Origin of the sequence: Sphingomonas sp. CARO-RG-8B-R24-01 (assembly GCF_022662295.1) — a bacterium.
Taxonomy (GTDB): Bacteria; Pseudomonadota; Alphaproteobacteria; order Sphingomonadales; family Sphingomonadaceae; genus Sphingomonas.
Genome location: NZ_JAKNQI010000002.1, coordinates 167,182 through 193,402 on the forward strand (window position 1 = coordinate 167,182; position 26,221 = coordinate 193,402).

The 26,221-nt window shown below is 63.2% G+C and carries 31 protein-coding genes; 6 read left to right on the forward strand and 25 right to left on the reverse strand.

The annotated features are described in order from the left end of the window. From L8G49_RS05470 to L8G49_RS05590, 25 genes are all read right to left on the reverse strand, one after another. The gene (locus tag L8G49_RS05470; protein ID WP_242183075.1) at nt 1–549 is read right to left on the reverse strand and encodes a phage baseplate assembly protein; all 549 of its coding nucleotides are present in this window, start codon (nt 547–549) and stop codon (nt 1–3) included. After that, nucleotides 546–1,622: a phage baseplate assembly protein gene (locus tag L8G49_RS05475; RefSeq protein WP_242183076.1), complete on the reverse strand. Its 1,077-nt coding sequence runs from the start codon at nt 1,620–1,622 to the stop codon at nt 546–548. The genes L8G49_RS05470 and L8G49_RS05475 overlap by 4 nt, the downstream gene beginning before the upstream one ends. Beyond that, nucleotides 1,619–3,043 carry a DNA circularization N-terminal domain-containing protein gene (locus L8G49_RS05480; RefSeq protein ID WP_347272041.1) on the reverse strand — a complete coding sequence of 475 codons (1,425 nt, stop codon included), beginning with the start codon at nt 3,041–3,043 and terminating at the stop codon, nt 1,619–1,621. Before L8G49_RS05480 ends, L8G49_RS05475 begins: the two co-directional genes overlap by 4 nt. Further along, on the reverse strand, nt 2,965–4,614 hold the full coding sequence (locus tag L8G49_RS05485; RefSeq protein WP_242183080.1) for a glucosaminidase domain-containing protein: 1,650 nt from the start codon (nt 4,612–4,614) through the stop codon (nt 2,965–2,967). The genes L8G49_RS05480 and L8G49_RS05485 overlap by 79 nt, the downstream gene beginning before the upstream one ends. A 142-nt stretch (nt 4,615–4,756) precedes the next feature. Then, entirely contained in the window at nt 4,757–5,029 is a 273-nt protein-coding gene (locus L8G49_RS05490) for a phage tail assembly protein (protein WP_242183082.1), read from the reverse strand. Then, nucleotides 5,013–5,384: a phage tail tube protein gene (locus L8G49_RS05495; RefSeq protein WP_242183084.1), complete on the reverse strand. Its 372-nt coding sequence runs from the start codon at nt 5,382–5,384 to the stop codon at nt 5,013–5,015. Before L8G49_RS05495 ends, L8G49_RS05490 begins: the two co-directional genes overlap by 17 nt. A gap of 12 nt (nt 5,385–5,396) precedes the next feature. Next, nucleotides 5,397–6,887, reverse strand: coding sequence for a phage tail sheath subtilisin-like domain-containing protein (locus L8G49_RS05500; protein ID WP_242183086.1), 1,491 nt, complete (start codon nt 6,885–6,887; stop codon nt 5,397–5,399). Continuing rightward, nucleotides 6,887–7,093 (reverse strand): DUF2635 domain-containing protein, encoded by a 207-nt coding sequence (locus L8G49_RS05505; RefSeq protein WP_242183088.1) that lies wholly within the window; start codon nt 7,091–7,093, stop codon nt 6,887–6,889. The genes L8G49_RS05500 and L8G49_RS05505 overlap by 1 nt, the downstream gene beginning before the upstream one ends. Before the next feature lie 9 nt (nt 7,094–7,102). Further along, nucleotides 7,103–7,654 carry a hypothetical protein gene (locus L8G49_RS05510; RefSeq protein WP_242183090.1) on the reverse strand — a complete coding sequence of 184 codons (552 nt, stop codon included), beginning with the start codon at nt 7,652–7,654 and terminating at the stop codon, nt 7,103–7,105. Then, complete coding sequence (locus tag L8G49_RS05515) at nt 7,651–8,004, reverse strand: hypothetical protein (protein WP_242183092.1); 354 nt, start codon at nt 8,002–8,004, stop codon at nt 7,651–7,653. The genes L8G49_RS05510 and L8G49_RS05515 overlap by 4 nt, the downstream gene beginning before the upstream one ends. Before the next feature lie 3 nt (nt 8,005–8,007). Then, nucleotides 8,008–8,316 (reverse strand): hypothetical protein, encoded by a 309-nt coding sequence (locus L8G49_RS05520; RefSeq protein WP_242183094.1) that lies wholly within the window; start codon nt 8,314–8,316, stop codon nt 8,008–8,010. Nucleotides 8,317–8,372: 56 nt separating this feature from the next. Then, entirely contained in the window at nt 8,373–9,446 is a 1,074-nt protein-coding gene (locus L8G49_RS05525; RefSeq protein ID WP_242183095.1) for a major capsid protein, read from the reverse strand. 75 nt (nt 9,447–9,521) lie between these two features. Continuing rightward, nucleotides 9,522–9,947: a head decoration protein gene (locus L8G49_RS05530; protein WP_242183097.1), complete on the reverse strand. Its 426-nt coding sequence runs from the start codon at nt 9,945–9,947 to the stop codon at nt 9,522–9,524. Between the two features lie 25 nt (nt 9,948–9,972). Next, nucleotides 9,973–10,602, reverse strand: a complete 630-nt coding sequence (locus L8G49_RS05535) for a hypothetical protein (protein ID WP_242183099.1) — start codon at nt 10,600–10,602, stop codon at nt 9,973–9,975. A 19-nt stretch (nt 10,603–10,621) separates the two neighbouring features. Beyond that, nucleotides 10,622–11,524 (reverse strand): S49 family peptidase, encoded by a 903-nt coding sequence (locus L8G49_RS05540; RefSeq protein ID WP_242183101.1) that lies wholly within the window; start codon nt 11,522–11,524, stop codon nt 10,622–10,624. Beyond that, nucleotides 11,524–13,179 carry a phage portal protein gene (locus tag L8G49_RS05545; protein ID WP_242183103.1) on the reverse strand — a complete coding sequence of 552 codons (1,656 nt, stop codon included), beginning with the start codon at nt 13,177–13,179 and terminating at the stop codon, nt 11,524–11,526. Before L8G49_RS05545 ends, L8G49_RS05540 begins: the two co-directional genes overlap by 1 nt. Next, nucleotides 13,176–13,421 carry a gpW family head-tail joining protein gene (gene gpW / locus L8G49_RS05550; protein WP_242183104.1) on the reverse strand — a complete coding sequence of 82 codons (246 nt, stop codon included), beginning with the start codon at nt 13,419–13,421 and terminating at the stop codon, nt 13,176–13,178. Before gpW ends, L8G49_RS05545 begins: the two co-directional genes overlap by 4 nt. Then, on the reverse strand, nt 13,418–15,445 hold the full coding sequence (locus L8G49_RS05555) for a phage terminase large subunit family protein (protein ID WP_242183106.1): 2,028 nt from the start codon (nt 15,443–15,445) through the stop codon (nt 13,418–13,420). Before L8G49_RS05555 ends, gpW begins: the two co-directional genes overlap by 4 nt. Then, nucleotides 15,426–16,019: a hypothetical protein gene (locus L8G49_RS05560; protein WP_242183108.1), complete on the reverse strand. Its 594-nt coding sequence runs from the start codon at nt 16,017–16,019 to the stop codon at nt 15,426–15,428. The genes L8G49_RS05555 and L8G49_RS05560 overlap by 20 nt, the downstream gene beginning before the upstream one ends. A 95-nt stretch (nt 16,020–16,114) precedes the next feature. Then, nucleotides 16,115–16,294: a hypothetical protein gene (locus L8G49_RS05565; protein WP_242183110.1), complete on the reverse strand. Its 180-nt coding sequence runs from the start codon at nt 16,292–16,294 to the stop codon at nt 16,115–16,117. 8 nt (nt 16,295–16,302) lie between these two features. Continuing rightward, entirely contained in the window at nt 16,303–16,989 is a 687-nt protein-coding gene (locus L8G49_RS05570) for a hypothetical protein (protein WP_242183112.1), read from the reverse strand. 235 nt (nt 16,990–17,224) lie between these two features. Further along, nucleotides 17,225–17,878: a hypothetical protein gene (locus tag L8G49_RS05575; RefSeq protein WP_242183114.1), complete on the reverse strand. Its 654-nt coding sequence runs from the start codon at nt 17,876–17,878 to the stop codon at nt 17,225–17,227. A 322-nt stretch (nt 17,879–18,200) separates the two neighbouring features. Continuing rightward, on the reverse strand, nt 18,201–18,638 hold the full coding sequence (locus L8G49_RS05580) for a hypothetical protein (protein ID WP_242183116.1): 438 nt from the start codon (nt 18,636–18,638) through the stop codon (nt 18,201–18,203). A gap of 305 nt (nt 18,639–18,943) precedes the next feature. Continuing rightward, nucleotides 18,944–20,470: a YfjI family protein gene (locus L8G49_RS05585; RefSeq protein ID WP_242183118.1), complete on the reverse strand. Its 1,527-nt coding sequence runs from the start codon at nt 20,468–20,470 to the stop codon at nt 18,944–18,946. Next, nucleotides 20,467–21,465 (reverse strand): CHC2 zinc finger domain-containing protein, encoded by a 999-nt coding sequence (locus tag L8G49_RS05590; protein WP_242183120.1) that lies wholly within the window; start codon nt 21,463–21,465, stop codon nt 20,467–20,469. Before L8G49_RS05590 ends, L8G49_RS05585 begins: the two co-directional genes overlap by 4 nt. A gap of 320 nt (nt 21,466–21,785) precedes the next feature. Here L8G49_RS05590 and L8G49_RS05595 point away from each other — a divergent pair, with 320 nt between their 5' ends. The 6 genes from L8G49_RS05595 to L8G49_RS05620 all read left to right on the forward strand — a co-directional run bounded on the left by L8G49_RS05595 (nt 21,786) and on the right by L8G49_RS05620 (nt 25,999). Further along, nucleotides 21,786–22,472, forward strand: a complete 687-nt coding sequence (locus L8G49_RS05595) for a S24 family peptidase (protein ID WP_242183122.1) — start codon at nt 21,786–21,788, stop codon at nt 22,470–22,472. A 207-nt stretch (nt 22,473–22,679) separates the two neighbouring features. Continuing rightward, the gene (locus L8G49_RS05600; RefSeq protein ID WP_242183124.1) at nt 22,680–23,009 is read left to right on the forward strand and encodes a hypothetical protein; all 330 of its coding nucleotides are present in this window, start codon (nt 22,680–22,682) and stop codon (nt 23,007–23,009) included. Continuing rightward, nucleotides 23,006–23,794, forward strand: coding sequence for a hypothetical protein (locus L8G49_RS05605; RefSeq protein ID WP_242183126.1), 789 nt, complete (start codon nt 23,006–23,008; stop codon nt 23,792–23,794). Before L8G49_RS05600 ends, L8G49_RS05605 begins: the two co-directional genes overlap by 4 nt. Next, nucleotides 23,791–24,741 carry a hypothetical protein gene (locus tag L8G49_RS05610; RefSeq protein ID WP_242183127.1) on the forward strand — a complete coding sequence of 317 codons (951 nt, stop codon included), beginning with the start codon at nt 23,791–23,793 and terminating at the stop codon, nt 24,739–24,741. Before L8G49_RS05605 ends, L8G49_RS05610 begins: the two co-directional genes overlap by 4 nt. Next, a complete protein-coding gene (locus L8G49_RS05615; protein ID WP_242183129.1) occupies nt 24,738–25,016 on the forward strand; it encodes a hypothetical protein in 279 nt (92 codons plus the stop codon). The genes L8G49_RS05610 and L8G49_RS05615 overlap by 4 nt, the downstream gene beginning before the upstream one ends. After that, complete coding sequence (locus L8G49_RS05620) at nt 25,013–25,999, forward strand: hypothetical protein (RefSeq protein WP_242183131.1); 987 nt, start codon at nt 25,013–25,015, stop codon at nt 25,997–25,999. Before L8G49_RS05615 ends, L8G49_RS05620 begins: the two co-directional genes overlap by 4 nt. Nucleotides 26,000–26,221 lie beyond the last annotated feature (222 nt).

A 26,221-nucleotide genomic window follows, 5' to 3' on the forward strand; every position in this document is an offset into this window, starting at 1 on the left:
TCAGACCTTCCGATCGGGTGGGCCGGTGCCCCAGCTTGTCGAGCCGGCAATGGGCGGATGGTCGTGCAGATTGTACGCGTCGTGGAGGGCGTTGAGACTGACCCGCTGGCCGTCTGCGCGACTGACAATGTCGCCGGTCGTTTCCACGTCGCACTCGCAACGAACCTTGGCGGCGTCCGTCACCTTCACCGTGCTGCCGGCTGCATGGATCTCGATGCCATCGGCCGTCAGCTTGATGATGCGGCCCCGGCTATCGTAGATCGCTACGTCTCCCTTCGCGAGATCGCGCGGGCGCGAGGCACGGTGCGATGTCGCGATCGCGATGCTGTTGCCGCGATCGCCGTTGCGACGGATCACAATCACTTCGGTGCCGTCTGGCGGCACCGAGGTAAAGCCGAACTCGGTGACCCGCTGCACGCCATCGGTCACGCGGGGGGCAGATCCATTCCCCGCGGCGCCTTCCGTCAGCTGAACCGTTTGCACGTCCTGGCTATCGTCCACCAGCGAAGCGCGGCCAATCCCGATGAAGTTCAGGATCCGGTCCATCATGGTAGGGAAGGGCTCGTGATGTCAGCCGTGTTGGACGGAAGCAGGTTGATCGGCTCGATTGCGAAGGCATCCTTCGGCATCAGCGTGAGGTCGGCGTGCGTGCCGTCGCCACCGCGCCGGAATGTGACTTCCGAGAGCAACAATGGGCCGCTGACATGCTGGTCGGGTAGATCGACCGGAACGAGCGTATTCGGCAACCACAACCGGTTGGCGCTATCCCGCCAGCTGTCGATTGTCACTCGCGCCACCGTTGAACGGCCGGCCCGGCGCGCGACCTCCCACTTAGCCCGGCGGATCGTGAACTCTTCAGCTGGCTCGGCAACCTCGGCAAGCACGATGTCGAGTTGGCGGTGCCGCGGGACATTCGGATCCGTTTCGGTGTGGAAGAAATCACTGCCAGCCAGGTCCCCCAGCGACGATGTTCCAAGCCGAGCGCATACGACGTCGGAATAGCGCTCGTGCATCGAATAGACCCACGCCCAGCGCTCGACATTGCCATCGGGGCCGTATTGAACGCCGCTGGCGGCTTGGGCCGCCCCTACGTTGGCCAGGAGCAACCGTCCGGCCGAATCCTCATAAGCAAGCAGCCCGGCGTTTTGGGCCAGCCGCTGGATGATCGCCGCCGGTGTCTCGGTATAGTTCAGTGCCCACTGCGGTACCTGCGGCCCGGCGCTGGCGCCGTTGGCGAGGATCACTTCGATGCCATACGCCGAGGCGAGCTTCTTGGAGATGCTCAACGCGTCGCCGTTCAGCAGCTGGTTGGTCGGCCATTCCGCAGAGCAGTCGACGAGATCCTGGCACTTCCCCCGACCGGTCAGGGTCAGCGCTCGACTGTTGCCGTCACCGCCGGGCATTTCCTCATCGATAAAACCACTGATGACCAGGTCGTCGCCGAGATAGACTTCGCACGGGTCACCCGCTGTGGCGATCACGGCCCCCTTGGTCAGCGGATCGCGCCATGTCATGCCGATCTCGAAACTTCCGGGGAACCCATCGCATTTCAACGTCACCGCGATATCGGTCCAGCCGCTGATCTGGCGCCCGCGCGCGCTCAAGCGCAGTTCTTCGGTCACGAAGCCAGCGCCTGTAGCGTGGTCGGCATGAAGAGCGGACTGATGCAGGCCGCGCCCGCTTCGCCAATAACTTCATCGGCCCGGCTCGCATCGCGATACAGGCGCTGCGCGATCGTTACCGCCGGAAGCGGACGGGCGAAGGTGAACGTCCGCACATGCGCCAAGGTCGCGCCGCGGGCGCGCATGTCGGCGACAAAGGACGCGCGCAGGCCACGAAGCGCCGAGAATAGCACATCCTGCCCAGCGTTGCCTGCCCGGGTGATCGCCTGGTCAAGCACACCGGTGACACGGACGAGTTGCGCGAACGCATCCTCGTAGCTCGACGGCTGATATGCCGCCGCCGCGCGCACCATCTCGAGCGCAAGGAGGCGCTGGTAAAGACCGGTCACTGCAACGCCGACAGGTGATGCCGCATCCTGCCCCGCAGGATAGAACGCGAGCAGCTGCGCGATCAAGCGGAGCGCGTCCGCAGGATCGGCGCAGGCTGCGGCAAGCGAGGCAACGAGGGCCGCTGCCGCAACGGCATAGTCGGTCTCGTCGGTATCTACGGTCAAGCCGACCACGATGGTGCTGACGTTATTGACCGCTGCGGCGATCGCCGCGCGCTGTGCTGCCGCAAGCGATACAAGCTGGGGCAGGGTGTCGCTCGATCCCGAGTTGAGCGCGGCAAGGTAGCCGCTGGTGGCGCCCCGGCTGTACCGGCCGAGGTTGCCCGGAAGCGACGCGGTGAGGCGTGACAGGGCCGTGGCATCATTGCCCGCTGCCGTGATCTGGCCTGTCCACAGACCAGAGACTGTCGGGAGGCTTCCACTCGCGCTGCCGGCAGCGCCGTTGCCGGCCAGGGCGAGAACGCGGACCGCATCAGCGGCAACCGTCAGACCGGTTACGACCTCAGCCGATAGCCCGAGCGAGGACAGGAAGAGGCTGGGAAAGCTCTGCGCGCCGGCTTCGACAAAACTGAACTCGACCGAGCTGTATGTCGCACCGTCCAAAGCCTCGCCGAGACTGATCGATTCGCAGGCAACTTTGAGCAGCCCGAGCGTCGGGTGCGTGAGCATGCCCGGTCCCGCCGCCTCAGCCGTCGCGAGCAGGGCCAGCCGCTGAAGCTCGATCGGGCCGCCGAGATAGACGGGGTCATTCTCGACGATGAAGCCGCGGAACCGGATGCGCCTAGCATCCCGGCCCATATCCTCCGCCCACGGCTCGTCCCGACCGGGATACTGGTGCAGCGCGATCCGGCGACCGGTTTGGGTCGACATATCCAGAACGGCAAAGGGCACGCCGCGGAAAGATGCCGGTAGAAGGTTATTGGCGAAGATAGTCATCGCGATCCCCTTCTGAGTTAACCGACGAATGCGTGGCTGATAGCTGGCCGCTTCCCGCGGCCTGCCGTCGCCTTGGCTTTCATGCCCGACGGCCATTGGCCCTTCATTTCCACCTCCACCTTCACAGGTATCTCGCTGCTGGCGGGATGGTCGTATTTCGTCAGGTCATTGCGGTGGATGATAGACTTCAGCTTGCTGCCGTAGTGCCGGTCGGTTGCGTAGACGCCGGTAAGGGCATCGGCATAGCCGTCGACGCTGGGAAGCGCGCGTCGCGCGCCGGCGTACCGCTTGCCCTGCAATAGCTGCGCGTGGGCGGAAAATGCTTCTTCAAGCGACCCGAATTTTCGGAACTTCGCCATGGTCGAATAGCTTCTGCCCCAGCGATCCTGTTCCTGTGTTCGCGCCATGACGAATGGCTCGCCAGAACGGGCTTTGATTCCGAACGGGTTGTTGCTGCCTCGTGGCATATGCCGGCCGTAACCGCTTTCGACGCCGTACTGACCGAGCGTAATTGAGCTCGGGACGCCGAACCGCTGCTGCGTTGCTTGGGCGGCGTGTACTGCCGCCGAAGTGAGACCAGCCGCGGCGCGCTCGATGAACCGCCCACCTCGCTCAATTGCTGCGGCAGCCGGCGCGAACGTGTTCTTCACCACCCCGCCGAACGTCGTGGCCCCGCTCAGGATCTGCCGACCGCCGGACAACACCGCATCGTAACCGGGTTCGGCTAGATCGGCTGCCCCACTGCCTGCGATTGCCATGGCTCGATCTGCAAGCTGCCCGACCATGGAACCTTTGCGCTGGATGCGCTGGCCACGGGCGATATCGCCCGGCGTCGCGATGTATGCCGTGTTGCCGGCATCGGTCATATCTGCCGACAGGGCTTTGGCGCCTTGCGACAGAACCGGAATCAACGCTTCGGGCATGCCAAGTGCGCGCGTCGCGGTGCGGCGTCCCGAACTATTCTGAGCTGCCACCGCGTCGGCAATCGCTGGGAGCATCTTGCCGACGTCGACCGTTCCACCATCGTTGAGCTGCAGCTTGACGCCGAGCTTGCCGAGAACTGCCAAGGCATCGCGGTTGCGGCCGTAGCGCGCATCGTTCAGCGTCTGGGAGAGGCCGCCAAGGCCGCCGGTCGCAGTGCCCTTGTCAACGCCCATGCGCTCGGACGCCGCGGCAAACTCCTGCATGTCCTTGGTCGCAACGCCGATGATGTCCGCGGTCCGGCCAATGCTTGCGGCACCCTTGGCCCAGCCGTCGGCGAGCTTGAACGCGGCGTATCCTGCTGCCGCCAGAACACCCACCGTGGCACCCGCGACGACGCCGACGCCAACCAGCGACCCTTCCAGCGCACCGCCAGCAGCTGCTGCCTCGCCCAGCCCCGTACCGGTAGCGGACGCCGCGTCGCGCAGCGCGCCCAGCCGCGTCGTGAAGCCGGACGTCACCGATCGGCCGCCGAACACGCGCGCGCTCGCCTGCTCCACCGAACCGAGGGTGCGCAGCATCCCGCGCGAACTGCGCGCAATGCTTTCCTGCGCCTGCCGCGCCTGGCTCCGGTTGACGGACGACACGTGCTTCGGGATCGCCCCGATGCGCTTTTCAGCGCTCGATACACCCTTTGCCGTCTTGTCGTCGGCGGTGATCGCCACAGCGAACTTGGCTTGGCTCATCGTTCGCCCTCGCTATGCTCAAGCATGTCGGCCCATTCGAGCCATTTCACGAGGGTCGACCATGGCCTGGTCGCGATCTCATCCGGCATTTTGCCGTAGCGCTGGGCGAGCGCGTCAAGCGCACCCTGCCAGCCGACCGGTCTCAGGACAAAAAAGCGCCGATTCTCCGGGCTGCACGATAGAAGTCTCGGGCAGGGATCTTGCCGGCGACGGCCGGGGGAATGCCGGCGACGACCGAAATCGCCTTCTTGTCCGCCTCGACCCCTGAGAGCTTGTCCCAAAGCTCGATCTCGTCCGCGGTGGGCTCGCGGATTGTGATCTGCGAATAGGGACCGCCGGGGCCGTCGATCGGCTTCTTGAAGACGATGACGAGTTCTTCGTCGAGGTTCTCGACCTGATCAGCTTTCACGGACATCGGCGCTCTCCCACTGGACCGAGACCGTTGCATCGTCGGCATCCGCTTCGAGCGGCTCGCCGACGCGCCACATATTGCGGCCGACGATCGTCTTGCCGTTGGCAAGCACGGCCACGACCGTGATGTTCACGGCGTTGCCCAGGTCCTGGATCGAGATCGCCCCGGTATCGCGGAGCTTGCCCTTGATCATGCCGGCCTCCGGCGACGATTTGAATCCGTGGATCCCGTCCATACCCTTCAGGGTCTCGTTCGTGGTCTGGGTCGGCCGGTAGGCGAACTCGCCTACAAGCGAGACGCTTTTGCCATCGAGCGTGAGGTAGCACGTCCCGGCGAGCAGGTTCGGTGTGGTCACCATCTTGCGGTCCCCTTACGAGAGCTTGAACTGGAGTTGCATGGCGACGGTGCGCAGCTGACCGATCAGCGTGATCGGGGCGAGGGTGTCGACCCGGCCCGCGTTCTGCGCATTCTTCGTGACGCTCAGTCCTGCGGCGAACGCATTCGAGTTCTGCACCAGCCCGGCATCTTCGAGCGATCGGTACAGGGCGACCATCTCCGCCGCGATCGTCGAAGGCGTCACCACGTTCGAGCCAGCCGGGTAGCGAACTCCATCCGTCCCGAGCTTGACGCGCGCGAACTTCGACGAGAATAGGCCGGCGAACGATCGCAGCACCGCCATGAGGCTGAACATCGTCTCCGCCTCGAGGTAGGCATTGTCGGCCTGACCCTGCGCGTTCGCCTGATAGGTCGTGATCAGGTTCTCGATCTGGACCGCGCCAGCTGGGTCGGTCCGGAAGGTCGAGATGCCGTCATACAGCAGCGTGTTGCGCTGGCTCGGCAGGAAGCGGGACTGCACCGGGGGGGCAAGCACGCCGGCGACGGTCAGCGTCTGCAACGGCGTAGCCGGATCGGTACGCACGCTGGGAGCGACAGCGCCCGCCACGGCCGCCGCCCACACGTAGTTGGGCGTCGGGCTGTCGTTGAACCCCATGCAGCTGAGGTGCTGGTCGTTGAGGCCGGTCCCAAAGGTGGCAAGAGCACCTTGCGTCCCGCGCTTCGCGATGAAGCAATGGCCGAAGATCTCGGTTTGCCACGACCAGCGCCCAGTTGCATCGGACAGCAGACCCGAAACCGCAGCGATCGATGCGGCATCGGTGAACGGGCTGACAATGAAGTCGAATGGCAATGTGCCGAGGGCTGCCAGCGCCGTCGTCAGCGTCGGGTTGGTCGCGCCGCCGCCCATGGGCGCTACGGTCACGCCCGTTCCCGCCGGTAGCACCTGCCCGCCTGCCGTCCCCAGGAAGTTGATGCGCAGATCGATGTCGTTGCCGACCGCACCCTTATTCTTGGCGGTCAGATTGACCTTCGCCGCTACAGCCCCGTCAACCACCGCGGTGACGGGAAGATCGACCGCCGCGCCGATCGCGCCGATCGCTGCGGTCGCCAGCTGCGCGGCGGACATGCCTGCGGTGACGGCGACCGCGACGACCTGTCCCGCAATATACAGGTTCAGAACGCCGGCAGCGGTCGACGGCCCGGAAAAGGTGAACGATCCCGTTGCCGCAATCGCAGCAGGGTCGTCAGAGACCGGCAGGTACCAGACTTCGCCGAAGGCGTCGTTCGCACGGTATGCGGCAACCATGGCCGCCAGCACCGAACCGGCGCCGCCGGCAACACGCGCTTCGCTCGCGCTGGTGCTCAGAACGGGGACGTTCGGCGCGAGCGTCGCGGCTCCGGTGATCTGCCCGATGATAAGCGCCCGCTGCGTTCCGGATGCGGTGTTCGCTTGGCTTGCGTCGAGCTCGGCATAGAAGCCGGGCAGCCGAAGCCCCGAAGGGATCTGCTTGAAGGAAATGGTCATCAGTTCGAGCCCTCGTCACTGGAGGTGGATGCGCTCCCGCGCGCCGACGTACGCGCTGCCGCACGCTCAGGCGAAGCGACAAGATCACCGTCGGTCATGAGGCGCGCCCAATAGGGGTCGTTGGGGTCGATCTCGGTCCCCGCCTCGATGGCGCGACCAGATGTCGGATCGCGAACAAGCGCGTCCGGGGAGGGATCTACGAGCATGCTCGGCTCCTATTGCGAAAGGGGGACGGTAAGGCCGGCGCCGGGGTGCGCCGTGTCATCGAACTCGATCTCGGTCAGATCGGAGACGGGCAGGGGGGCGAAGTCGTTCGCGTCCTGGATGAACTCCATGTCGATATCGATCTGCGCGCCCGCGAGGTGCGTCGCCGATTCAGAGCTTGATGCCAGTTCGGTGCGAATGGACGGAAACTCTTGGAGCAGGCCGGTCAGCGGATAGCTGTTGATAACCCCGCACTCGCACTGGCGGACAAGCCGCCAAATGGCGATCTCCGCGGCGGTAGCGCCGGCGTTTTCGAACTGCACCGGCTCCGAGACTTCCGCAAGGATACGGATCGTCGCGGTCACGCGGAACATGATCCCGCCCTTCCCAAGCGACTGCTTCGTCTCGCTCAGCAAACGGACCTTCAAGAGCGGATATTGATCCGACTGTGTGGGCCAATCGCCAGGAGAGAAAACTCGGTCTCGCGCGTCGGTAGGTGCAACGACCTCGTCGCCTTTCAGCGCGGCGACGGTCAGGCAGAGAAGATCCTGCGATGTGGTCACTGGAGGGGCCCCTGCAGCATCAGCAGCGCATGTCCGTGGCCATCTGTCTTTACGTCAATGACGATATAGGATCCGTTGACGCTCGGGATTGCCACGACATCGTTCTGCTTCGGGTAATAGGCGAACAGCGAGAGCCGCACGCCGAGAACAGGCCGTTTCGACGATTCCGCAATGCCATCGAGCATTTTGACGTCGTCATATTCCTCATCGAATACCGCATCGCGGAGCGGGAATGAGTAACCCGTCTCGAAGTTGGTATAGGTCGGCCATGACGAGGGGTCGTCTCCCGACCCCTCGCCGAATACGGCCATAACTGGCCCGAGCAATTCGGAATCCCAGCTGATCGCCATGGATCAGGCCGACGTCTTGACCTGAACGCCATCTTCCACGTTGACGGCCGGACCGTCCGCACGAACGACGATCGAGCCATCGGTATCGAGAATGAAACCAAGCTCAAGCATGCGCTTGGCGTCCCCATCGTCCAGCTCGACGGTCTTGCCCGGCGCCTTGCCATCGACAGTGCGGCCAGGCGCTACAGTATACGTGCCCTTGCTGGCAGTGACGGCATCGTCGGTCTTGGCGGTGATCGTGGTGCTGCCGGGGGTGGCAGGGGTACGGCTGACTGCCGGCTTGACGGCAGCGGTGTTGGTTTCGTCGGCCATGTGAGGCTCCTGAGATTATGAGAAAGAAAGCACGGGCGCGAACGCCCGCGCTGAGGTCAGAACGTCGGCGCGATCGGGTCGCATACGACGGCTGCAAGGCAGGCGTTCACGCGGCTCGGGATTACGAGCGGAGCCGACTGCATCATGAGAAGCTGCTGTGCCGGATCCTCCTGGATCCATGTTTTCGGCGCGTAGGCCATCGCCTTGTACGCAAATCGAGGATCGATGATCATCCCGAAGGCGCGCGTCCCCATAAGGTCCGGACCCGACATGATGATCGTACCATCGGCCAGCATGGGCTGCTCGACGCCCGCCGAATCGATATACCAGTCGTTATAAAGCCACAGGTCGTACTGGCCCCACTTCCCCTTGTAGATCGCACCCTTCTTCATCTGCGAGCCGGGGTTGAGGCTGTTCCCGTCGACTGCCAGCGTCGGGTACTGGATGGCACCTTGCACGCCCTCGGCGGTCAAGAAGAGCGCCCACGCCGAATTGGTGAAGACAATATCCGTTGCCACCGCACCAGATGCCTTGAGGATGCGCGCGCCGAACGCGTCGATCTGGGCAACGATGTTTGTATCGCGGCCCTGACCGTTGACGGTCTTGCCCCACTTGTTGTTGCCTGTGAGGCCAATCGTCAGGATCGCGGAACGACCGAAATCGATGATCGCAGTCTGGAAACCGTCGCCTGCGATCGTGACCGTTCCAGTCGTCAGCGCAGAAGCTGCCATCCATTCGAGGCGGCGGTTCACCATGTCGACCTGATCGGCCATTTCGGCTTCAAGGTTGACCATCATCCGCTCTTCGGCGGTGAAGTCGCCGCCACCGATCCGCTCGCCGATTGCGCGCCGGATCGGCTTGCGCAGATCCGGTGCGCGCTTGTCCTTGATGTAGGGCGGCTTGTACTTATTCGTCACGAACTTGCGCTGCTCGACCAGCTTTCCCTCGACAAGCGGGCTGACGAACGGCGACATGCGGCGTAGGCCGACGTCGATATCGATCGCGACTTCCTCGGTATCGTACTCGACGATGTTTCCGAAGAAGCGATCGAGCAAGAAGTTCTGGCTGATCTTGAGGTTCGGGACAACCGCGACGATCTCTGCGGTGGTATAGGTCAGATTGTCGGCCATGTGCGGGCTCCATGAGAAAAGCCCGCGCAGGCGCGGGCGTCACCCGCATCTTCGCGGGCAGATTGACGTTGCGGGTTAGGAGGGGTCTGCCGCCGAGATCGACGACTTCAGGTAAATGTTCTGCGTCTCGAGCGCTGCCTTGGCGGTTGCAAGCGACATGCTCGCGTCGAGGATTACGGCGCGTTCATTGAACTCGCCCATCGCATAGATCCCGCCGATCGCATCGCCTGCGCTGGCGTCGACGTCGTCGACGAGCAGGTTGGTTGGCACCTGGGAGCCGTCCGTTGCGGTCGATACCGCGATCGTGAATGCCCCGGTCTTGGGACCGGACGTGATCTTGCCGAGCACGGTGCCACGCCGAAAGGCGCCGCCGGTGATCGTCCGTCCGGCATGGGTGACAACCTTCAGGTCGCCGCCGATCAGCTGGTCGGGAATGAATGCGTCCTGCGAGACGCCGGGCTGGAACGGGTTGTTCGTCTGGTTGGTCGGGGTCAAAGTCATCGGGGGTCTCCGAATGAGGGGAAGGTCAGCGGCCAGCCTTCTTCACAGCTGCTGCAACGCGGTCGGCGAAGGTGGTCTTGGAAGCCCCACCGGTGCCGATGCCAGCGCCGGCGCCGGGACGCGGCTCGGGCCGATTGCCCATGCGGGTGTCGAGACGACCGCGCGGGCGCGGCGCGGCGCCGGCCGCATTCATGATGCGGCTCGCCTCGCCGCTGGAGTTACGCGTGGTGAACGCCAGCGTCGCTGCGAGGTCGGGCCGCCCGATCGCAGCGGCCGCAAGGAAGATGCGACCGGCACGCGTGTTCTCCCGGACGCGACCAGCAGCCAAGCCGCGACGGAACGCCTTCGACTCCTTATCGTCCATGCCTTCCTCGGCATCGGCTTCATCGTCGTTCGCGTCGGCTTCGGGGTCCTGCTCGTCATCCTCGCCCTTCGCTTTTTCGTCCGGCGAGCCGCCGTCTTCCTCGGCGCGACGAGCGTCTTCTTGCTGGCGGCGATCGTCCTCTTCCGCGCGACGGGCATCCTCCTCCTCACGCGTCTGGTCTTCGGCCGAGCGCTGGGCGGTCCGTGCAGCGTCGTCGTCCTTGCTCTTCTCGTCTTCGGCGCTCGCGCCACGGAAGCCGGCCATGAGGCCGGCGAACGGATTGATCGACATGGTGGGTTCTCCGGTTGGTTCAGGCAACTTCGGCGAGCAGCGCGGCAAACGCCTGCTCGGGGGACATGACGGCATCGGCCAAGCCGACATCGATTGCGCTGGGTTGCCCGTTGCTTGGCTGCCCCATGAAGGTCCCCGCCTTCATATCGCGCACCGCGTCCGCGCTCAGGCCGCGCCCGCGCGCCACCGAGTCGTGGAAGATGTCGCCCATGGCGTCGATCTCGACCTGGATGGCGGAGAGAGCATCGGCGCTGAGCGGAATTTCGGAATGGCCGTCCGTCTTGCGATCGGCGCCGGCCGAGGTGATAAAGGTGACCTTTAGGCCCGCTTTCGAGAGCGCGTCCGACATGTCGACGTGCATGCAGATGATGCCGATCGAGCCGGTGCCGCCCGTGCGGGGCACCACGATGCGATCGGCGGCCGAGGCGAGCCAGTAGGCGGCGGAATATGCGCTTTCCTGAAGGATCGCCCAGCACGGCTTGTTGCCGCGCATGGCGAGCTTCGTTTCGAACAGATCCGCGCAGCCCGCGACCTCACCGCCGCCGCTGTCGTACACCTCGGCAATAGCCTTTACCTCGGGATCGTCCTGCGCGGTGAGCCATGCCTGACGGATGCCGTCGTAACCGGTCATACCCGAGTAGGGGCGGACGCTGCCAAGCTTGTGCACCAGCGTGCCGGTGACGGGGAGAACGGCCACGCCGTTGAACACGTCATAGCCGGGATCTGAGCGCGTCGGCTTGGCCGAGGTGAAGTCGTCGTCGTCATCAAACCATGCGCCGGGTTTGATCGATCGGCCATCGGTACCAATGATGCTGGTGATGCCGAGGCGCTCGGCCAAGCCTGCCATGGCAATCTCGGCCTTGCGCGGGTGGATCGCGATCGGCGTATTGAACAGCCGGGTGGCCAGATGGGCGAACTGCATCACTGCGCCTCCGGGTCTTTGATCGTCTGGTTGGCCGGGACATCGTTGAGCCCCATGCCGGCCCAGCTTGGCGGCTGAAGGCCCGCGTCCTTGAAGCGCTTGATCGTCTGCGCGCGCGCCTGGATCATGTCGTCGCCGTCCACACCCTGCTCGGCGCAGATCTCATCGAAATCCATCAACGCCGAGTCCATGCCGAGGATCGCGCCCTTCACCTCGGCGACGGGGTCAATCCAGCCCCGGCCGGGGCCGACCCACTTCGCCCGCGCATAGGCCTCGGGGAACTCGAAGAACTCCGGCGCTCCAGAGGGGAGGGGAACGTCATCGACCTCATGCGCTTCTTCGACGAAGCACCGGAAAATGGGCTGGCAGGTGCCACTGGCGAAATCATCTCGCCGACGTGTCATCGTCTTCCAGAACTCGAGCATCGCGCCACGCGCGCTCGAATAATTTACGTCCGACCAATCGTTCGAAACCTGCTGCGCCGACATGCCCGCCGCCTGCGCTATGTTGCGAAGGAATGCCTTCTGAAACACCGGATAGCCGCTGCTCGGCCGCTTCGTGTCGAGTTGCTTCAGCGTTTCGGTCGGAAAGAGCTGCGGCAGGTTTGGGCCGACGCCGGGAATGCGCAGCCGCGTGTCGGCGTGGTAGTCCGCGCGCGCTTCCTGAAATGCGCCAATCTTATCGCCAGTATTGAACGTCTCTTCGGCGAACTCCGGGTCCATCGGGCTTTCCAGCCAGGCACCGAAGATCGAGTTGAGAATGGTAGAGTCGACCTCCGCTGTATCAGCGCGGAACAGCATCTTCAGGCGACCGACAACGGGCCCAAGAATGCCGACGCCGCCGCGGTGCTGGTCGGCGCGGTCACTGTCGTAATCGTGGATCATAGTGGGTCGGCCCCACTCCGTCTCCCGCTCGATCCGATCCCAGTGCAGGCTCTTCCCGGCTGAGAACCAGTCACCTTGGTGCGCGGCGCGAATGTGATAGGCAACGGCAACCCCGTCTTCATCAATCTCAACGCCACCGCGCATATTATGCTGGTCGAAACCCATCATCGGGTTCGACAGCCGGTCGGGGTCGAGCAGCTGCATTGCCGTCGCGTACCGCGCGCGGCCGGGAGCACATCGCTCGGGACGCCACTGGGGCTGGATCAGGTTGTCGCCGTCAATCAAGCGATGCCGGAAAGCAACGCGGATCATCTGCGGGATAGTCAGCCGGCGCTGCGCATCGCACCACCGGCCGTCGCTGCTCGAGAACGTCCGGTAACTGGCGTCCATCGCCTTGGCGTATTCATAGGCCCAGGTGGCATCGAAGCCCTTGATACCGGTGTAATAGGCGAGCGCCTGCCAATCGGGCTTGGCGATCGGCCGGAAGTTCGCGCCTACCGCATTGTCGAGCACGCGGGTGATTGCGCCCGAGGCCCAACCGTCGTTGCGAACGAGGTCGCGCATGCGCGCGACGATCGTGTCGCGCCATGGGTTCATCTCGCCATCGGGCGAGTAGAGGTAAGGGTTCCAATCCGCCGTATAGGCTCCGGTGCGGTCGGCCGCATCGTAGGGGATGTTGCCGCGCGCGGTCAGCGCCGACCGGCTCGGGGTAGCGCGAACCATGGGATTTCCACGCGCATCGAGGATGCGAACTGGGTTCTGGCCCTTCAACGGAAAACGAACCCTATACTGCGGCGCGGCCGGCCAATCCCGAGGGCCCGTTGCAACTGGAGGATCAGCGCGGTGCATTCGCCAACCGTTCCCATCTTGCGCGTGACGGATTTGCTGCCGTCACCTTGCGCATAACTGAGCGAGACGATCGATCTTCCCATCTGTAGGTCGATCAGCGCGGCCTGCGCGCTGGCTAATGCGGCGCGGAGCTGCGCCTGGCTCATGCCGTCGAACACGCTCATCGTTTCATCCTCGCTGCAAGAGCGCTCCCGAGGGATCGCCGCGGCCCAGCCGGCTTTGGTGCTTCGCCGACCTTCACCAGCATCGTGGTAGGATCGTCTGGTACGATTGAAATTGACTCGCCGGTGTCGTTGTCGACCGTGACGATGGGTTCGGCAGGTACGCTGACCTCGACGATCGTGTAGGCGGCGCCAACCTGGTCGGCAGTCCGGTTCAGCGCGAGGCCGCCCTGCTGCAGAGCTACCAACGCTGCGAAGGCATAGACGCGGCAGTCGAGTGCTTCGTTTGCCCGGTTCTTCGGGCATTCCCAAACCTTGTACGTCCGACCGCGACCCTTCTTGTCAACCAGTCGCTCGGCGGTCAGCTGCGCGAAATAATTGCGATCGCGATCGGCTGGGAAGTGCATGTACCCCGAACCCGGCTTTTCCTGATGGAGCCGCGAACGGATGCTATCCTTCGCCGAGGTAGTGCCGACCTGCACCGGCGTATATTTCCCCCGGGTCTTCGCAAGCTGCAGCGTAGGGGGCCAGATCGGCTTGCGGACACCGCCGATTTCCGAGGCGCCCTTGATGCCCCAGATATTTCGTCGGAACCGCGGCTTCACGAAGTTGTAGACGGCCTGAGTGTTCGCGCCGCCGGTATCGATACAGCCGCCGGCAACGACGAAGGGACGACCATCTGACCGCAACCATTCACGCTTCAGGTAGGCATCGATGTCGTTCCAAAACTCGGGCTCATTCGGATCGCCGCGGAACACCTTGTAGGCGATCGACCACGATTCCTCGTTACGACCCCAGCCGACATGCTCGATCTCGACACGATCCGGCTGCACGTCGGCGCCGAAAGTGATGACGGCGACGCCGTCCGGCACTTCGGATGCCCACACCTCGCATCGCTCGAGCAGCTTGTCTTCGGAAAGGGCGCGCTCGCCGCGCTCCTCGTACGGCTCGCCCAGCACGAGGTTGAAAAACGTCTTCCGCTCTAGCGGATCGTGGGCAACCTCCAGCCACTCGGCGACCAGGGCGGGCCAACTGGCGTTCGGATCAAGGCTGTAGCCGGTCCAGATATGAAACCCAGCGTGTCCGGTGAAGGGCGCCGACGCGCGCCACTCGCCGCGATCGAGCATCTCCGGCTTGTCGACGTCGCGGATGATGCAGCCATTGCGGCAGAGGTAATAGGCCGTTTCAGGTAGGCCGTTGCCTTCTGCGTCCCGGTCCCATTTCATGCCGTACGGCATCATCGGGCCGCCCCACTCGAGCACCTGATGCTCGCCGCATTGCGGGCAGGGCACGAAGAACTTGCGCTGATCGCTGCGCAGGTAGGATTTCTCGATCCGGCTTTCGCCCTTGATCAGCGGGGTCGAGCCAAGAATGATCTTGCGATTCCAGAACGTCTGCGCGCGGCGCTCGCCGAGCCGAATCTGGTCACCATCGTCCCCGGCGCCTAGGACCGGGTATCCGTCGACTTCGTCGAACATGACGACCCGCACGGTAACGCGTCGGAAGCCTCCGGGACTGTTCGCGCCCACGAAGCTGATCGACGACCCGTTACGGAAGACGCGCTTGAGCAGCTTCTGCTTGGCGTCTTTGCCTTTCAGGTCGCCCACTGCCTCGGCGAGCACGGGCGTGTCGCGCAGCATCGGCTCGATCTCGGTCGAGCTATAGTCCTCCGCATCCTCCACGCGGGGCTGGACCACAAGCATCGCGCTCGGATCCTGGTGGATATAGTACCCGACCACGTGGTCGAGGATCTTCGTGTAGCCGACGCGCGCCGACTTCATGATCGTGACGCGGGTGACAGACGGATCGGTGACCGCATCCATCATGCCGACCTGATAGGCGTATGCCCGGAAGCGACCTGTTTGCGCCGAAGTTTCGGCGGAGAGCACGGCGTACCGGGCTGCCCATTGACTGAGCGTCAGGGCCGGGGGAGGTTGAAGGTTCCGTCGCCGGGTATCTGCAAGTGCATCTGCGAGGCGGAATGTGCCATCGGCATAAACTGATGTTTCAGGCGGAAGGTGATCCATCGCGGGTCAAACCCTCCAGCGCTTCCACGATCACGCTCCGCAACAGGGCCTCGACCTCGGCAACCGTTTTGAGCCGATGCACTGCCGGTGCGCGTTCTGCGGGGATCGCAAGGAGCTTCTTGCGCACGCCTGCATATTCGGCGCCGACCGTCTTCGTGACCTCCTCGATCAGCACAACGGTGCCGGCTTTCAGATCGTAGGATAGCTGCTGGTGCCGCGCGAGGTAGTTCTCTTTGAGCTCCAGCGCGTCCTTCAGCGATAGCAGCCCGGCTTGGGCAACGATGCGCTCCGCCGCTTCCTCCGGCGTCTCGTCGGTGCGGACATTTGGCGCAGCGGCCGAGTTGTCCGCACGACGACGAGGAGTGCGGACATTTGCAGTTGTCCGCACCGGTTGTGCGGACAACTTCTCCACTCCGCGGCGGTTCGGTTTGCGCCATGCGCCGCCAACCTGCTCGGCATCGAGCAAACCGTCGTCACCCTTGGAAATCAGCCCTTTTTCGAGCGCCCGGCGGACCTGTTTCTCATCGCATCCGGCCCGCTTGGCGAACTCGCGGACGCTCAGCCGTGCGGACATTTGGGTGCGGACAACTTTTGCCCCCTTTCAGCGGCGGAAACGTCGGGGCGCGCAATACCCACGCTTCAAAAAGGGCGGGGGAAGGACCCAAAAGCCTATGGGGCGGGCCGCGCGGGCGCGGGCAGGGCCTCGGGCGCGGCCGGGGCGCCCTCGGCACGGTCCGGGGCCGGGAGCCGGGCAGCGGGCGCGGCCTGGTCGCGGGCCTGCGGCATCGCACCGTTGATCGCCCGCTTGGCGCTTCCGGTCATGAAGTCGTTCGCGCTGACGTTCTGCATGGTCGCTCCTATCGCGAGGTGGCAAGCGCACGCTGCATGGCCGCTCCAAACTCGCGCGCCGCATTGGCCTTGAGGTACGCATTGGCGCGGCCGTAGAAGTCCAGATGCTTCTTGACCTGCGTCGTGTCACTGAACTCGATCAGCAGCTTCAGCGTCGTACGCACCCCATAGATCTTGCCTTGGCTGTCGCCGCGCGTGCCCCGCTCACCGTCGCGCCGCTTTCCTCGCGGCACTGCTGATCGTTGCCACACACCATTCACTGTCTTGCCATTCTTGCGGAACGTCACTGATCCGACGAAGACGTTGGGCTTGCCCTTAAGTCGCGCCAACTGGCCTTTGGTCAGGTTGCCGTATTGGTTCGTCGCGGCACCAATCGGGACCAGCATGCCCTGCTTTGACCCGAGCGATCTGTTGCCGCCAACGACGTAGGGGGCAAGGTATGCTGCCTGTACGTCCTTGGGAAAGACGATCGCGACCGGCTTCGATTTGGTAGCCGGCACAATTGCGATCGCGTTGCGCGTGAACGGTGTCGACTTGCTGAACGTCTTCGCGATCTCGGCGTCCTCGGCAGCCTGCACCCCCTTAGCCAGGGTCGTGAGCGCGAGCGCAGTCGCGAATGGCGCCTGCTTGGCTTTGAGATCGACGAAGGCGCGGTGCAGCGGCTTGAGGTCCGCTCTTATGTTGACAGCGAACATGCGAACTTTCCTCACCGCCGGACAGCCGATCGCAGGTGCCGAAGCATTGACCTATGTCTTGCGTCGCGTGCTGGGGTGAGGTGGCGTGCTGACCGCCAGGGAGGGAACGGTCAGCCAGGCCAATCAGGGAAACTCGTTTTGCCCATGCCGTAGGACAAGCACGGAAGCGCGGTCGGGCTTCCGTGGATGGCGTGCCATTGAGCTTCGCTCAATATAGTCTGCGCCGAGGTGCCAATCAGCTGGCTGTAGAAGCTCCGCTTACAGCATGTGGTTTCAAACGCCAAGCCTCAATCGTCATGATCAACGTCCCGCCAAACGCGACGACAGCGCTGGCGCCGTTGCTCTGCTCAACCACGCCTGCCATCCCGAGCAAAGATTGCTGATCATCGACCGAAACCAGTGACCCGATAGCGAAGTCATGTCGTTCGGACCGCAGCGCCTTCTCCCGCTCGCGCTTCGTATTCATGGCAGCGCTCTTGATCCGCCGCTGTTCCTCCCTGGTCTCAGCGGCCCGCAGCTGCTCGATCAGCTCGGCGGCAGCTCGCTCCTCCTCGCGCAACCCTGCAACCGAGGCATCGCAGATAATCGGGATCCGACCCGCATGGGAGAAGATGGAGAACGGCGGGTGCTGATACGCCGGGTCACCAGCGATGTGCGCCAGTGACGGCAGGCATGCCGCCCGTGCAAACACGAAGGTCGGCAGGATCGGCAGGTTGATCTCTACCGTGGTCCGCTGCCCCTTTAGGTCGCGCTTGCCGTGAGGCCGCTTGATTGTCCGCACGGGAGACCAGACCTCATACCCGGCGGCAGCCAGCGATGTTGCCAGCGCGAGGGTGCGGCCGCCGGACGTGCGAAGGATGCACCACCCAGACAAGCTATTCCGTTCCATCGTCATTCCTTGCCTTCAGCCGTAGTGGGATATCGGATCTCGATTCGGATAGCGGTTCGCTTGTTGCCGCTTATGGGGCGCTGTCTTGCCGGTGGCAGGCGGCAGCCTGGGCACCGCCGCCGGGGCGGTGCGCCGCCGGTCCCGGTGCCGGACTGAAACTCGGCGCCGCAGTCAGGGCAGTTGGTGCCCCACGTCACAAGGAACGACTGCCCGCCGTCACGGCGTTGATACGGCTCGACAGCGGTGGCGATGAAACGCTGGTCGTCCTGCCATAATTCCATGCCAACCACGGGCACTCCGAAGATTTGAAAACGCGCACTCATCAACATACCCCTTCGCTTGACAGGGGGGCGGTGATGGGGGTAGCGCTGCAAGCGCGCTCCCCCCATACCACCCCGTCGCCCACCCCATTTTCGGCGCCGAGCAAATCCACCAAATCCCATGCTGCGATCGCACCGGTTCCGCGCAGGATCCGGTGGAAGGTTGTTGCGTTCGGGTGCCGCCCGATCAGCGCGCTGCCGCGCTCGATCGACTGGATTGGGCGCCCATCGAGCATCATGACCAGACCCAGACGGTCGATGCGGCGTGCTCGGGGGTTGGGATTGGTCCCAAACACGTCGAGCGTGCTCCACCCAGCTGCGATAGCGTCGTCGGCCCACAGACGGACGAACGAGAGTGCGTCCTGAATGATCATTTTCCAGACGCCGTGCACGAGAGGTGGTGCCGGACGGGCGCGGCGCATTTTTTCGATACCGTCCATCCAGTTTGCGACACTAGCGACAGCTGCGACAGGTGGGACAGCACCACCCCCAACACCGCAGAAAACTGCACTTTTTGGTGTCGCATAGGGTGTCGCAGACACCACCCCGGGAAATTGCGACACAGGGACCTTGGCGTCATTATCTGCGACACTTGCGACAGTTGCGACACTAGCCTTCCGCTGGGGTGTGTCGGAGGGCTGGCAAGGCGCTGAAGCCGCCGCACGCGGTGTCGCGACAGGTGTCGCAGACGTTGCGACACCTTCGTCACCCCACGCAAAACCGGCGCTGAAAAGGTCGGGCTCGGTCATGCGACGTCCACCGGTACGACGGTATAGGCGTCGGTGTAGAACCTGCGTTCCCCGCCCAGCTCAAGCGTCGCGCCGCCGGTGATTTTTACAAGGTGCCGGTGCTCTACCAGAACCTCAATCGCGCGCTTGAGCACTGTCGCACTTCTGGTTTGCGACGGACCTTTCCGGTTGAGGTACCGGACCCCGACGGCGGGCAAATCACGCTTGCGGATCCACTCGATCAGGATCGCGGCGTTGTTCGAATCGTCATCCAGCGCAGGCGTGCCGTAGAGACGTGCCGCTTCGCTGGCGTAGAACTCCACCAAGGCGATGCCAGCATTTACGGCGCGAAGACTTAGGCCTTCCGAGATGAGGTTCACGCTACCGGTGAAATACGAAACGACCGCGGCCAACCGTGTCGCGTTCTCGGTCATCTTCGATGCGAAATCGGATATGTCCCCATAAATGCCGCCGGGTGCCAGAGATCGTTCGCAATAGTCGCTGAACTCCGTCAGCCGGATCCTCGCGTCTTCCTGCAGCTGCACCAGACCGAGATCCAGCGCCCGGCTTGTGTCGTCACGGTAGGCAAAGTCCATCGACAGCAACCGGCCTAACCGCTCGTGGTATTTCTGGAGGTTGGCAGCGGCCTCGGGCCCCGGCTCCTTCCAGAAGCGAGTGCCCTTTAGGCTTTTCGGGGCAGCGACCAGAATGCGGCTCAACAAGCCCTGATTACGCACCGCCTTGTTGCCGAGCAGCGAGTTGGCAATGTCCGGTTGCACCATCAGATGCACGCTCAGCCGCCGACCGTGGAGGATCTGAACAGCATTGTCCTTGTCCGACCTGACCCGCTTGATCGGCGAACCATCCCACAGCTTCGACAGCATGCCGCCGGTGGCGGCCTGATTTTCTTCCTGCATCGCCCAGCCACCGAGGAAGGTGGCCCCTTCATCTGAGAACAACCCCAAGGCTGGCATTGCCTCCGCAAAGAGGCGTTGCAGGCCGGGGCCGGTTGGCTCGTCACACGTCAGAAGCGGCTGGACCGGCGGTAGGGGTGGCCTGCCGACCGCTTCCAGCGCAGCGCTGATATCTTGTCGGGATCCTGCCTTGCTCTTTGCTTTCGTGGTTGCGGCCTTGAACGCCGCGTCCTCGATCGCGTAGCGATGCTTGGTCGTCTCGTATGCGACGCCCAGTTGCTCCTCGCGATGTTTCACCGGCTCGATCGCCAGGCGGTCGGCCGTCGATTTACGGTCTCCAGATGCCGCGATCGTGAAAAAGAACAGTGACACTGGTGTCGACTGGCCTGTGATGGTCTTCACGTTGATGAAGCCTTGCGCGGCGAGCGACGCCGCCGACAAGACCGATTGGGCTGCCAGGGAGACCGGTACCTGCGCAATCGCGACGATCGCGCGGATCGCATCGGCCAAGATTGGCGGCAGTGCGTCGAGAGGATACTCGACGGCATCGATGACGGTTGCCTTGATGTCGAGCGGCTGGAGGGCGGCGGGCTCAACCTCTTCGAAGTTGGTTTCAAACATGCCGCTCATAGGCCACCGCCGCGCAGCTGGTCGTTCCAGTCGTCGTATTGAGCGCCTGGCCAAGCGAAGGACGGGATCAGGCCACGATCGGCCAAGGCGATCGCGGCCTTGTTCACCGCCACACGGCCCGCGGTATTGTTCTGACCCGCGATGATCACGCGCCTGACGATCGGCGGGAACTCTACCGACGGCATCATGCTGGTGCCGAACGGCACCCAAACCGGCAGTCCCGGCCCCTCCTGCATGACGGAAAGCCCATCCTCGGGACCTTCGCACAAGACAACGGCCTCGCCCGCCGGCGCTAAGCGCAGCGCCGATCCTTTGATGCTGCCGAGGCTCAGCTTGCAGTCGGCTTTGCCGGTGGCTGGATCATCATTCTTGAAAAATATACGTTGGATGCCGACGACCGCACCGGTGCCGTCCGCCGCACCACAGATCAGGGCAGGGCGTTTCCTGCCCCATTCCCCGGTCTCCTTGTTTCGCCACGACGGGATCATGCCAAAGCGCAGGCATTCAGGGGCAGTGATCGTGATGCCGCGGGCGCGCAGATATGTCGCGGCCGGGGTGCCTGCTAACGGCACTCCCTCCTTGAAGAACTTGCGGGCATCCTGTTCGAACGCAAGGCGTTCGAGGCGCTCCTCGGCTTGCGCCTTAGCCCGCTCTTGTGGCGTCCATTTCGGCAAGTCGTCGTTCGCCAACCGCTGGTAAGCTTCGCGGAAGCTGCAGCCTTCGCGGTCCATGACAAACTTGATGATGTCGCCATGCCAGCCGCAGCCAAAGCAATGCCCGAACTCGAGTGCATCGATTACGGTAAAGCTGGGCGTCTTCTCGCTATGGAAGGGGCAGCAGCCTTTCCATTCCTTGCCCGCCCGCTTGAGCACAATGGCGCGGCCGACGACGCCAGATATTGGCACCTGAGATTTGAGCTCATCGACGGCGCGGCGGAACGCTGCCTGATCAAATGATCCACGGCCACCGCCGGAAGATGAATTGATTTGTGCCATCGCCTATGACCCGGTCCGACCAGTGCGCGACGGGGAGGCATCAGGATCATAGGATCGCATGAATGCACGCACCCGCTCGACCGTCTCGGGCCAAACGCGGCGACCCTTGCGAAGAGTTCGAACGAAGTGCCGATCATTCGTGGCGCGAGCGCTAAATTGGGTCGGTTTCATACCGGTGAGGCGTAGAAACACCTCGACTTCGTCTCGGAATGGGTCAGTCATAAACCATATCTAAAGTGTGCTGTAGCACATTGTCTAGCGTAAAGGTGTGCCGCAACACCACCTAGCGTAGTGACGAACTGAGTGACATGAGGGGCAACATGACCGACCAATCCACGATCCAGATTCTCAGAACGCGACTGGCCAAAGCGATCGAGTTTCGAAACGTCACTCCTAAGGCTCTGGCTCGAACCGCCGGGCTCGGCGAAACCGTCGTCCGAGATATCCTTCAAGGCATGACGGGTGACGTGAAATTAGGCACCGTGGAGAAGCTCGCCAGGGCACTGAACCTGAGCGTCGGGGACTTGGTGCCGGATGCCTTGGGCACGGCGCAGCGAGCCGACCAGCCCAGCGTGGTGTCAGCGTCACGCGACGACGGAGCAATAGCTATCCGGTCAGTTGATATTGGATATGCCATGGGCACAGGGAGGGAACTCGAGGATTATCCGGACGAGCTACCCGTACTCTTTGACCCCGGATTTCTGCGCACTCTTACTCGTGCCTCTGCAGAACATTTGTACCTCGCCAGAGGAGATGGCGACAGCATGTTCCCCACGATGATAAACGGGGATCAGGTCATCATCGACACGACCCAGCGGCAGCTCAACGCTCAGGATCGGATCTGGGCCCTCAGCCTCCACGGCGCGGGGATGATCAAACGTCTCCGAACGATCGGACCAAACCGAGTTCGCATCATTTCCGACAACGAAATTGTGCCGCCCGAAGATGTCGACGCTTCGGATATCCATATTGCCGGTCGTGTCATCTACATTGGCCGCAAAACCTAGCGGTTAACAAAGTGTGACAAAAAACACCGATGCCCGTTGACAGTGTGCCACAACACACTCATAGTTAACGGCATCAGGTGAGTGCAGCCTTTGGCCAGCCGACCCTGATAACCACAGGGTTGGGAAGTCGTGCTCGGGTGCCATCGATAGGGACGAGCCTCCGCCAATCCACCCTGTGACCTGATAAATTCACAGGAGGTTTGACCAATGGTCACCGAAACAAGGCGCGCGCCACGAGTGGTGCGCGAACAGACGAACATGTCCGCCGCATGTGCGGTGATCGACGCCCGTTTGAACGCCGAACGGAAGGCCGCGCGAGTTGCGCGGTGGCAGCGGATCCTCGCCGCGGTCGAGCCTTGGTATAATTGGGGCGAAATCTACATCGAGCGAATGCAGGGCATGCGCATGGGAAGCGACGACTTCCCGCAGGCTATCGGCGAAGGGTGCGTTCGCTACGTCGAGATCCAGTGGTTTGGCATCCACTTCGCGGTGCAGTTCGGTCGCACGCCGAAGGTAGCTTCGGAGGTGCGGTCATGAGCGCTCCGGTCTTCCGCACCGACCTCGATTACCCGCCATTCGCAGTCGCGGCCATTCCAGCATACGACCCGGAGAGCCCCGACCTCGCTATCCTGGCGGCGTTCGAAGAGGTTCGCCGAAACAAGGTCTGGACGTACCAGTTCGACGACTATCACCAGTCGCTGCATCCGACTGTCGAAGAGTTCGCCGAGCGCGACGAGATGCAGCTGCGGCGCGAAGAGTTCATTCACGGCAACTTTGCGACCACCGTTCCCGGCGTTGTTGCACAATTGCTGTTCATGCTGACGCAGGCGGATCAGGATCGATGGGTCGATCGTGACCTTGCCGAGAGTGGTTTCCGGGCCTTGCTCCCGCACAGCAAAGCTCTCGATTGGTCTGCGCAGATGACGTTGAACGCCGTCGATTCGCTCGTTCATCTGGAGTGGGACCGCAACCTTGAAAGCTACGAGCGGAACGAAACCGTTCTCGGTCGCGCCCTAGAGATTGAGGACCTGATCGATAAGGAAGCAGCGCGTCAACGCCCCACCGGTGGCGTCAGCCAGTTCGTTGCCGATCTGGAGACAGCCATCGAGCGACTGATCGCTGCGAATGCGAAGCATAGTGACGGGGAGGATCCTGCGGTCAAGCTCATGAAGACGCTTGCCCCCGATCAGGCGGCATACCTTCGCAAGTTGGAGATTATCGTGGCGGAGGATCTCGGCGGCGTAGCCGCGCTGTGGATGGCTCGCGATGTCCAGCACTTGATCGGCATGGCCAAGGGCCCGAAAAGCAAGGGAGAGGCATGATGCGCTTCCACACCACCATGGCCTTCTCCACCGCTCGTGCAGCATGGGAAGGCGCTTATGCCGCGCATGATCGCGCCGCCGAACAGGCCGACCGCTATATCGCCGACTCCGCTCGAGAGACCATCGACGCCGGCGACCTCGAATATGCCACGCTAGAAACGGTGCTTGCGATGCCTGCATATACTCCAGCCGAAGTGGGAGAGAAGCTCCGTATCATGCGCGAGCGCGGCGTCGATGACGGTTGGAGTGACGATCGCCCTCGCTACCTGGCGCAGATCGAGCGAGACCTGATCGAATTGCAGCGGCCTTGCGTCAGTCCGGTACTTGCCGACGCGTTCCTCAAATGGCGGCTCGCATATGCGGCAAGCGTCAACCGATACGACGATCTCAACAATGACGGTTTGACGACTATCCTTTGCGCGAAAGTAAGGAAGGCTGTTGTCGAACTCATGGCAAAGCCCTGTTCGACGCCAGGCGACGTCTTGCTAAAACAGTATGTCGCGCTTCTTGGCGATAATGGTGCGACGAAAACTTGCGACTATGAAATTTCTGTTGCTGCTCTGGCGGTTGGTCTGGGCACGGATGACGAGGCCGCTCAGGAAGCCGCGTATCGTGACCTTGCCGACACCGATCTTGGATGCTGCCTCCTTACGCTCGGCCGCGTAGACTTCGATGCTGAACTTTGGCTTTCCGCTGCCGACCGTGCAGGCATTGACGTCCGCCTTGTTCATCAACCGGACGGTACCCGCGCGCTCTACAAAAGCTTCAATGCAGTGCGCGGACAAAGCGCCGCCGACCGGGAGCGCGAGGATCGATGCCACAGGCTGCTCGCAGGTGGATTGAAGGCGCTGGCAAAGGAGCGGGTCGCGGCCGTTCTCGACGCGATCGAAGATACTCATCAGCACCTGATCTGCGGCCACGTAGCTGCACAGAAGGTGACGATATGAGCCGTGTCAAAGCGAGCCGGTGCAACCGCTGTGTTTTCTGGCTTGAGGATATGAGGGTTCGGGATCCGGCGGACGAAGACTTCGGTTTTGGTGCGTGTCGACTGAAACCGCCTGTCCTCATCGACAGCTTGGTTGCCGCCCAGATTGAGCGGCCGAGTTGGGGTAGCGGCGACGTGCCTGACGATATCATTGGCACTATCGAGCTCAATCGCGCCAGCCGGTGGCCCACCACGTTCGCGACCGACGTGTGCGGTGATTTCCGGGTGAAGGCATGACCCAGGCACTCAACTTCACGTCGAAGGCCATCGCGGCGCTTGAGGCGCTCGATCCGCCGAACCCCGGCGTCGCCGCCGGCATGAGCTACATCGCGGAAAAGCTGAGACAGGCGGAGATCTTCGTGCTGCCAGATTACGGCACGCTGCTCGACCGTTCGTCACCACGCCCAGACCTTCCGGGCGAGATGTACCGTCCGCCGTTCCCAGTCGTCGCGCTAGAATATACGTCAATAGGTCCAGGTGGGCGATTCGACGGGCCATACACCGCGCTCAAGGCTTCGCGGCGTATCGCGCTTGCGTTCGATTGGCAGAACGATCTGCCGCCGCCGCTCGCGGCTATGTGCAAGCCGGATTTGCCGGAAGGTGTCGTCATAGTTTCGCTGTTCTACAGCGATGCGGAAGCGATCTGGATGCCGGTCTCGGCGGGCCTGCATTTCGCCTATGGCGATATCGCTCGCGTTCATGAGCATCCGACTTCGGCATTCCGTGACGCAATGATCGCGGCGGGCCGGATATCGAAGCGCGTCATGTCCGCTGGATCAGTCGCGGGGATGCTGGTCCCAATGCTTCCCGAGGCACTGGTCTTAGGCATGCAGCAGTTGGGCGAAGCGACCATTATCGACAGCTTGCAGGCCGACCTCATGGATGAGGTGAACGCCTATTTCGACCTGTGCTGCGCACTCGGCTGCCGGAACGTTACGGCCGAGCGAAAGGACGCACCGCACAAGCTGAACTGGCAGCGTCTGAAGGCAGGGAAGGCCCCGTTGCCGCCGCATCACGTCCTGACCCTTGGCGATAGTCCGATGGCATCGGGCAGTGGGGCAGAGGGCGGCGCATCCAGCGCCCGCCGCTCGCACCTGCGCCGCGGTCATATTCGTCGGCTCGACGCGACGCGGATCACATGGGTCAATCAGACCTTCGTGACCGGCGCGGGCGGGTTCGCGCGCAAAACCTACAGCGTGAAAGGAGGCCACCGTGCTTGAAGCATCTTGCTCGACCTGCGGTTTCTGGAACCAAGGCGCACCAGAGAACGCCGCCGCAACGCGCGCTATCCCGGAGGACCCTTCAATCGGGACATGCGAGCGCTTCCCGCCGTCGATCGTGGAAGGCGGGTTCTACCACGGCACATTCTTCCCTCGCACCCATGCGTCGCGGTGCTGCGGCGATTGGGAACCTGATTACGTTGTCGGGGGGCCAGATGGCGG

What these genes read in the sequence shown, in the direction of transcription:
- L8G49_RS05605 (WP_242183126.1), top strand. Translation starts at nt 23,006, where the DNA reads ATGAGCGCTCCGGTCTTCCGCACCGACCTCGATTACCCGCCATTCGCA.
- L8G49_RS05515 (WP_242183092.1), bottom strand. Translation starts at nt 8,004, where the DNA reads ATGGCGATCAGCTGGGATTCCGAATTGCTCGGGCCAGTTATGGCCGTA.
- L8G49_RS05620 (WP_242183131.1), top strand. Translation starts at nt 25,013, where the DNA reads ATGACCCAGGCACTCAACTTCACGTCGAAGGCCATCGCGGCGCTTGAG.
- L8G49_RS05555 (WP_242183106.1), bottom strand. Translation starts at nt 15,445, where the DNA reads ATGGATCACCTTCCGCCTGAAACATCAGTTTATGCCGATGGCACATTC.
- L8G49_RS05580 (WP_242183116.1), bottom strand. Translation starts at nt 18,638, where the DNA reads ATGGACGGTATCGAAAAAATGCGCCGCGCCCGTCCGGCACCACCTCTC.
- L8G49_RS05570 (WP_242183112.1), bottom strand. Translation starts at nt 16,989, where the DNA reads ATGTTCGCTGTCAACATAAGAGCGGACCTCAAGCCGCTGCACCGCGCC.
- L8G49_RS05590 (WP_242183120.1), bottom strand. Translation starts at nt 21,465, where the DNA reads ATGGCACAAATCAATTCATCTTCCGGCGGTGGCCGTGGATCATTTGAT.
- L8G49_RS05595 (WP_242183122.1), top strand. Translation starts at nt 21,786, where the DNA reads ATGACCGACCAATCCACGATCCAGATTCTCAGAACGCGACTGGCCAAA.
- L8G49_RS05610 (WP_242183127.1), top strand. Translation starts at nt 23,791, where the DNA reads ATGATGCGCTTCCACACCACCATGGCCTTCTCCACCGCTCGTGCAGCA.
- L8G49_RS05490 (WP_242183082.1), bottom strand. Translation starts at nt 5,029, where the DNA reads ATGTCCGTGAAAGCTGATCAGGTCGAGAACCTCGACGAAGAACTCGTC.
- L8G49_RS05565 (WP_242183110.1), bottom strand. Translation starts at nt 16,294, where the DNA reads ATGCAGAACGTCAGCGCGAACGACTTCATGACCGGAAGCGCCAAGCGG.
- L8G49_RS05480 (WP_347272041.1), bottom strand. Translation starts at nt 3,043, where the DNA reads ATGGCCGTCGGGCATGAAAGCCAAGGCGACGGCAGGCCGCGGGAAGCG.
- L8G49_RS05525 (WP_242183095.1), bottom strand. Translation starts at nt 9,446, where the DNA reads ATGGCCGACAATCTGACCTATACCACCGCAGAGATCGTCGCGGTTGTC.
- L8G49_RS05500 (WP_242183086.1), bottom strand. Translation starts at nt 6,887, where the DNA reads ATGACCATTTCCTTCAAGCAGATCCCTTCGGGGCTTCGGCTGCCCGGC.
- L8G49_RS05470 (WP_242183075.1), bottom strand. Translation starts at nt 549, where the DNA reads ATGATGGACCGGATCCTGAACTTCATCGGGATTGGCCGCGCTTCGCTG.
- L8G49_RS05505 (WP_242183088.1), bottom strand. Translation starts at nt 7,093, where the DNA reads ATGCTCGTAGATCCCTCCCCGGACGCGCTTGTTCGCGATCCGACATCT.
- L8G49_RS05520 (WP_242183094.1), bottom strand. Translation starts at nt 8,316, where the DNA reads ATGGCCGACGAAACCAACACCGCTGCCGTCAAGCCGGCAGTCAGCCGT.
- L8G49_RS05575 (WP_242183114.1), bottom strand. Translation starts at nt 17,878, where the DNA reads ATGGAACGGAATAGCTTGTCTGGGTGGTGCATCCTTCGCACGTCCGGC.
- L8G49_RS05530 (WP_242183097.1), bottom strand. Translation starts at nt 9,947, where the DNA reads ATGACTTTGACCCCGACCAACCAGACGAACAACCCGTTCCAGCCCGGC.
- L8G49_RS05585 (WP_242183118.1), bottom strand. Translation starts at nt 20,470, where the DNA reads ATGAGCGGCATGTTTGAAACCAACTTCGAAGAGGTTGAGCCCGCCGCC.
- L8G49_RS05485 (WP_242183080.1), bottom strand. Translation starts at nt 4,614, where the DNA reads ATGAGCCAAGCCAAGTTCGCTGTGGCGATCACCGCCGACGACAAGACG.
- gpW (WP_242183104.1), bottom strand. Translation starts at nt 13,421, where the DNA reads ATGAGCGTGTTCGACGGCATGAGCCAGGCGCAGCTCCGCGCCGCATTA.
- L8G49_RS05600 (WP_242183124.1), top strand. Translation starts at nt 22,680, where the DNA reads ATGGTCACCGAAACAAGGCGCGCGCCACGAGTGGTGCGCGAACAGACG.
- L8G49_RS05615 (WP_242183129.1), top strand. Translation starts at nt 24,738, where the DNA reads ATGAGCCGTGTCAAAGCGAGCCGGTGCAACCGCTGTGTTTTCTGGCTT.
- L8G49_RS05495 (WP_242183084.1), bottom strand. Translation starts at nt 5,384, where the DNA reads ATGGTGACCACACCGAACCTGCTCGCCGGGACGTGCTACCTCACGCTC.
- L8G49_RS05560 (WP_242183108.1), bottom strand. Translation starts at nt 16,019, where the DNA reads ATGTCCGCACGGCTGAGCGTCCGCGAGTTCGCCAAGCGGGCCGGATGC.
- L8G49_RS05540 (WP_242183101.1), bottom strand. Translation starts at nt 11,524, where the DNA reads ATGCAGTTCGCCCATCTGGCCACCCGGCTGTTCAATACGCCGATCGCG.
- L8G49_RS05535 (WP_242183099.1), bottom strand. Translation starts at nt 10,602, where the DNA reads ATGTCGATCAATCCGTTCGCCGGCCTCATGGCCGGCTTCCGTGGCGCG.